Raw genomic sequence first — 6,662 nt, forward strand, 5'->3', positions numbered from 1 at the left:
GTATTAGGTATATCTTGGATCACCAGTTCGGTTGTTCTTTTCTTCAAAGATACTGCGCAATTAGTTATTATGTTTGTGCAATTTGGTTTTTGGCTAACTCCTATTTTTTATTCTATTAATACAATTCCTGAACGCTATCGATTTCTGCTAAAGATTAACCCGATGTACTATATCACTGATGGATATCGAAGGATTTTTATATACCATCAATGGTTTTGGCAGGATATGAAATTAACAATATATTTCTGGATCGTGACTCTTATTTTGTTGTTTACAGGCTATTTTCTTTACCGCAAGTTAAAGCCGCATTTTGCAGACGTAATTTAGAGGAGTATAACTATGGATAATCATAATGCTATAGAGGTCAGTAACATCATCAAAGTATATAAGTTATATAACAAGCAAACAGATCGTTTAAAAGAGACTCTTAGTCTTTCGAAGAAGAAATACCATCAGGAATTCAAAGCATTAGATCAGGTTTCATTCAACGTAAAGTCTGGCGAATGTCTGGGTATTATCGGAAAGAACGGATCGGGGAAATCAACTCTATTAAAGATATTAACAGGAGTTCTTACACCAACATCGGGTTTTATAAAGGTATCAGGAAAGATTTCTGCATTATTAGAGTTGGGAGCGGGATTTAACCCGGATTTTACCGGAATGGAGAATATATATCTTAATGGAACAATTATGGGGTATTCACAACTGGAGATGGATGGAAAAATAGATGATATCCTTGGATTTGCGGATATTGGTGATTTTATACATCAACCCGTTAAGTCTTATTCAAGCGGTATGTTTGTAAGACTCGCTTTTGCTGTGGCGATAAACGTAGAGCCGGATATTCTGATTATAGACGAAGCCCTGAGTGTAGGAGATTTAAGATTCCAACAAAAGTGTTACCGGAAAATAGATGAATTAAAGAAAACAAAAACGGTTTTGTTTGTCACTCATGATTTATCAGTAATTAATAAGTATTGCGATAGAGTGCTGTGGATTAATGAGGGAGTATTGCTTGAGGATGGAGATCCTAAAATGATATCGAAAAAGTACCAAGCATTCATGATTGGTGCTGAATTCAAAAAAATAAATTTCAACAAACAGACCGAAGATGCAGGGAATATTACAGAATACCCGTTTGAAGAAGAGGTCGATTCTTTGAGCGATGAGCTAGATGTTATGGGTGACGAAAAGGCTTTGATTACAGGTGCTTCTTTGTTAGATTCAATTACAGGCGATAAGACTTCGGTAGTTGAGGGTGATCAGGAATTAAAGCTGCTGATCAAAATGGATGTATTTAAAGTACTAGAGAATCCAATTGTAGGATTTACGATAAAGGATCGCTTAGGGAATATAATTAGCCAAACAAATAGTTATGTACTTGGTGTTGAAATGGAGACACTTTCTCCAAGTAAAAACTATGTTTTTAGTTTTGATTTTCGTTTTCCTAATTTGAATCATGGACAATATACGATATCACCTGCCATTGCTTCTGGTACTCAAGAAGATCATCGTCAGCATAGCTGGGTTCATGATGCTTTAGTGCTACAGGTTCTTCCTCTTGGCTATGAAGAATTAAGTGGTGTTGTTCATTTAAGTGATGTGGAATTTTCATCTTTGAATAGAAAGCAGGGATAAAGTTGGACTTTACCGGTGAACGTTTTATTCCGGGTGAAACGGAAAAGGAATTAGAAATAGAACATGTACAACGTTATGAACTTCTGCAAGAATTCGTTAAAGGGAAGCACGTTTTGGATGCAGCTTGTGGGGAAGGTTACGGATCCTTACTGCTGTCGAGAAATGCGGCATCTGTACAAGGACTTGATATTAGTGCTGAATCTATCCTGAATGCGCAAACGAAATACGGCAGGGGAAATTTGAAGTTTGTTACAGGAAGTATAGATCTATTGCCTTTTGAGGATAAATCCTTTGATATTGTGGTTTCTTTTGAAACTCTGGAACATGTGGATGAAGATACACAACTGCGTTTTTTGCAGGAAATAAGAAGAGTGTTGACAACCGAAGGTACTTTGATTATCTCTACTCCAAATAAAAAGTTTTATTCGGATATACCTAAGTACTGTAATCCTTTTCATGTGAAAGAATTGTATAAAGATGAGTTCGTCCAATTATTGAGCCGTTTCTATGAGAATGTAAATATTGCCTCTCAAAGATTTGAGGTGGCCAGTGTAATAGATTCAGATAACAACAAAGATGTAGAATTATATAAAGGGCTAAAGAATTCTTCATTAGATGTTGTTAACCAAAAATATATGATAGCATTTTGTTCGAATATAGTTGGGAATTCTATGCCTATTGCTTCAGTGGGGGTATACCCGCAAAAATATAATGAAATGATTTCAAGAGTGTTGACTTTACAAGATGAAGTAGAAGAACGGAATCGACATATTTCAGTTCTTGATCAAGAACTGATTTTTTTGCGTAAGGAATATAATTATTCTGAAGAGCTGAAACGAAAAGGAGAACTAGAGGCAAATCAAATTGAAAGGCTCGAACTAGAAGCGAAGGAACTCTCCTTAAAGTTGCTTTTTAAAGAGAATGAATTGAAAGAATCTGAGCGAGAGAAAAATAGATTGGAATCTGATTCCAAGAAACTCAGTTCTAGGCTGGAGAATCTGAGCATCGATCTCAATAATAAAACGGGTCACATTAACCTTCTTTTACAACAGGAAAGAGAACTTCACAATATATATTCTTCAACTGGGTGGAGAATCTTAAGCGAATACTATAAACTTAGAGATTTTATTATCCCTCAGGATAGTAAAAGAAGAGTCGTTTCTAAATTAGCTTTTAAAACTTTAAGACACCCAAAACTAATGTTTTCCAAGCTTAATAAAAGTAATGTGAGAAAACTGAAATATTATTTTGAAACAGAAGATGGAAACCGTTTGGAAAATCGGATTGATGTATTTGTTGATCGTCATACTGAAAGTGAGCAGAAAGATCTGGACGTACAATTGTATACTCCAGATCAATACAATAAGCTGATATTTAACTTTGTAGTAGATCCTCAGGTATCCATTATTATCCCCGTGTACAATCAGTGGAATTATACCTATTCCTGTCTCGCTTCTATATTGCAACATACAACTGGTGTATCCTATGAAATAATTATTGCGGATGATATGTCTACTGATGAGACGGTTAATATTGCAGAATATGTAGAGAACATAACAGTAGCCAGAGACGGTGTGAACAGAGGCTTTCTTTTAAATTGTAATAATGCAGCTAAGCTTGCGCGTGGGGAATATATCTTTTTCCTGAATAATGATACAAATGTGCAGACGGAATGGTTGAGTTCCCTGGTTGAGCTTGCCGAATCTGATCAGAGGATTGGTATGGTCGGTTCAAAACTTGTATATCCTGACGGAAGATTACAAGAGGCAGGTGGGATCATATGGAATGATGCAAGTGGTTGGAATTATGGACGTTTAGATGATCCTGAGAAACCGGAATATAATTATGTTAAAGAAGTTGACTATATTTCAGGGGCAGCAATTCTTGTGAGAAGCAATATTTGGAGAGAGTTAGGTGGTTTTGATGAGAGATATGTACCGGCATACTTTGAAGACTCGGATCTGGCGTTTGAGGTTAGGCGTCTTGGGTATAAGGTAGTGCTCCAGCCTAAGTCTATTGTTGTTCACTTTGAAGGTGTTTCTCATGGTACTGATACGAATAGTGGTATAAAAAGCTATCAAGTCAAAAACAAAGAAAAGTTCCTTGAAAAATGGTCTGCCGTTTTAACAGCAGAACATTTCTCAAATGCAGAGCATGTTTTCTGGGCAAGGGATAGAAGTAAGGGGAGGAATACTATTGTCGTAGTTGACCATTATGTACCTCATTATGATAAAGATGCAGGTGGGCGGTGTACTTCTTTTTATATTAAGCTATTTGTATCTATGGGGTTTCATGTTATTTTCATAGGTGATAATTATTTTAAACATGAACCATATACGACAGAGTTGCAGGATATAGGTGTAGAAGTACTTTATGGCGATTATTATGCAAAAAATATAAGTAAGTGGATAAAAAGTAATGGAGCTTATATAGATTATGTATACCTAAATCGTCCGCATATTTCAGTTAAATATATGGATATTTTTAAGAAGAGTACATCTGCAAAAATTATCTATTTCGGACATGATCTTCATTACATTAGAGAAATGAGAAATTATGATCTAACGAAGAACCCAAGCTTACTAAAATCTTCTGATGAATGGAAAAAAACAGAGTTTGGATTGTTTAGTAATGCTGACGTAATACATGTAGTGGGGACTTACGAGCAAGAATTACTACAAAAAGAATTCCCAGGTAAGCCCGTACGAAACATACCGTTGTTTCCTTATGAAAGTTCATATGGGGATAATAAAGAGATTTTGGGATTTGACGATAGAAAAGATTTATTGTTTGTAGGAGGATTTAACCATACGCCTAACTATGATGGGATAGTATGGTTCCTTAATGAAGTGTTTCAACTTATTAAGCAGCAAGTTCCAGATATGAAACTTTATATAGTTGGATCTAATCCACCTGAAGACTTAAAAGCTAAGGCGGCAGATGATATTGTTGTTACCGGCTTTGTGACAGATGAGGAATTGGAAAAGTTTTATAATGTTTCCAAACTGGTGGTTGTACCATTACGTTATGGTGCTGGAGTTAAAGGGAAAGTGGTAGAAGCTTTATATTACCAGGTTCCTGTAGTCACTACTTCGATTGGAGCAGAAGGCCTGGAACAGGCAGAAGGCGTTATGGTGATAGAAGACAATTCAGCTGCTTTTGCGGCGTCCGTTGTTAATCTCTATAACAATCAGGAAGATTGGATGAAGTACTTTAAGGCATCAGAAACATATATTAATCAATATTTCTCAGTGGAAACTGCCCGGAGTATTATCTCTTATGATTTTTCTAACCAGGAGAATATGAAATGATAAATGTGATTTTATGTGGGGGAAATGGAACACGGTTGTGGCCATTATCTAGAACGTTATACCCTAAACAATTCAATAAACTGATCTCAAATCAGTCTTTGTTCCAAATGACGGCATTAAGGAATCAGGGGGTCTGTGACCAGACTTTCATAGTATCTAATGAAGAACAGTATTTCCTGGCACTTGATCATCTTGAAGAGCTTAATATTACAGCCGATAAGTTTCTCTTAGAGCCGATGGGGAGAAATACCGCACCGGCAATTGCATTAGCTTGCTTTGCAGCGGAAGAAGAGGAGTTACTCTTAGTGACTCCTTCTGATCATATTGTTAAGAATCTTGATCAATATACTGCTTGTATAAAAGAAGCTGGGCAACTGGCTGAACTAGGGTATTTAGTTACCTTTGGAATAACTCCAAGCTACCCGGAAACTGGTTTTGGTTATATTGAGTCTAGGGGTTTTGATGTAATTTCGTTTAAAGAAAAACCAGACAAGCAATTGGCCGAACACTATCTTGATCAAGGTAACTATTTTTGGAATAGTGGAATGTTCCTTTTTAAAGCGGGAATGTTTCTACGTGAGTTACAAAAATATGCTCCTGACATCTACGAACTTTCTTTAGAAGCCTTTAATCATTCGAAGAAAAAGGAACGAATTATTAGAATAGGTCGAGATGACATGCTGGCAATCCCATCTGATAGTATAGATTTCGCTCTTATGGAAAAAAGTGAAAATGTCAAAATGATTCCCTCAGATATTGGGTGGTCGGATATGGGGAGTTTTGAGGCACTATATACCGAGCTTCCTCAAGATATCAATAAGAATACTGATAACGAGCAGCATATAGCTGTAGACTCGAGTCGCAATCTGATTATTTCTGATGAACGTCTAATTGCTACTATTGATATTGAGGATTTAATTATTATCGACACCCCGGATGCCTTGCTGGTCTCCAAGCAGGGTTCATCGCAGAAGGTTAGAACAGTCGTGGAGAAACTGAAGTTGCGTAAATCTGATCTTTGTGATAATCATGTCACTGCTTATCGTCCATGGGGAAATCATACCGTCCTAGACTCAACAGAGAATTACAAAATTAAAAAGGTGATTATTAAACCGGGGAGGAAATTAAGTACACAGAGACATTATCATCGTAATGAGCATTGGATAGTAGTTAGAGGGACAGCACTAGTATCTGTAAATGGTAATGAATCGTTATTGAGAACGAATGAGTCTACTTTCATTCGTATGGGTGAAGAGCATTCGGTTGAGAACCCTGGGAAGATTGATTTATGTTTTATAGAGGTTCAGGTTGGCGATTATGTCAAAGAAGATGATGTAATAAGGTGATTTAATGAAAGGTGAATTTTTCTGAAAAAAAGTGTGGATAAGGATGGGGTTATGAGAAGCGTACTCAGAAATAGAGTGAAGTTTTTTGGTATTGTCATCTTCCTTTGTGCTTTAAATTTTCTATGGTTTAGGAATATAGAATTTAAGAGTTTAATGGGGGATGACTTAAGGTCGTGGAATTTTTTTCAAGGTAAGGGGTTTTATGATGCGGTATTGATGAATTTTAGTGGGAATAAGTATCGTCCTGTATTTAACTTAGTACAATTTACTTTATTCGCTATTTTTAACGCGGATTATCAAGCTTATGTTAATGTGAATATGATCTTTAATTGTGTTGTTATCTTTTTTGTTTTCCTTGTATTGTTAA

5 protein-coding genes are annotated in these 6,662 nt (G+C 36.2%); all 5 read left to right on the forward strand.

Annotated elements, in window-relative coordinates; all coding sequences use genetic code 11:
- On the forward strand, positions 1-327 hold a 327-nt coding region (locus A3842_RS06710; RefSeq protein ID WP_178382305.1), incomplete at its 5' end, for an ABC transporter permease.
- Positions 328-339: 12 nt separating this feature from the next.
- Complete coding sequence (locus A3842_RS06715) at positions 340-1,638, forward strand: ABC transporter ATP-binding protein (protein ID WP_074100851.1); 1,299 nt, start codon at positions 340-342, stop codon at positions 1,636-1,638.
- A 2-nt stretch (positions 1,639-1,640) separates the two neighbouring features.
- A complete protein-coding gene (locus A3842_RS06720; protein WP_074100852.1) occupies positions 1,641-4,949 on the forward strand; it encodes a glycosyltransferase in 3,309 nt (1,102 codons plus the stop codon).
- Complete coding sequence (locus tag A3842_RS06725) at positions 4,946-6,295, forward strand: mannose-1-phosphate guanylyltransferase/mannose-6-phosphate isomerase (protein ID WP_074100853.1); 1,350 nt, start codon at positions 4,946-4,948, stop codon at positions 6,293-6,295. Before A3842_RS06720 ends, A3842_RS06725 begins: the two co-directional genes overlap by 4 nt.
- A gap of 33 nt (positions 6,296-6,328) precedes the next feature.
- Positions 6,329-6,662: hypothetical protein (locus A3842_RS32880; protein WP_218618657.1), on the forward strand; the 334-nt coding region annotated here is incomplete at its 3' end.

This window comes from Paenibacillus sp. P3E, assembly GCF_001909045.1.
Classification (GTDB): Bacteria; Bacillota; Bacilli; order Paenibacillales; family Paenibacillaceae; genus Paenibacillus_AQ; species Paenibacillus_AQ helianthi.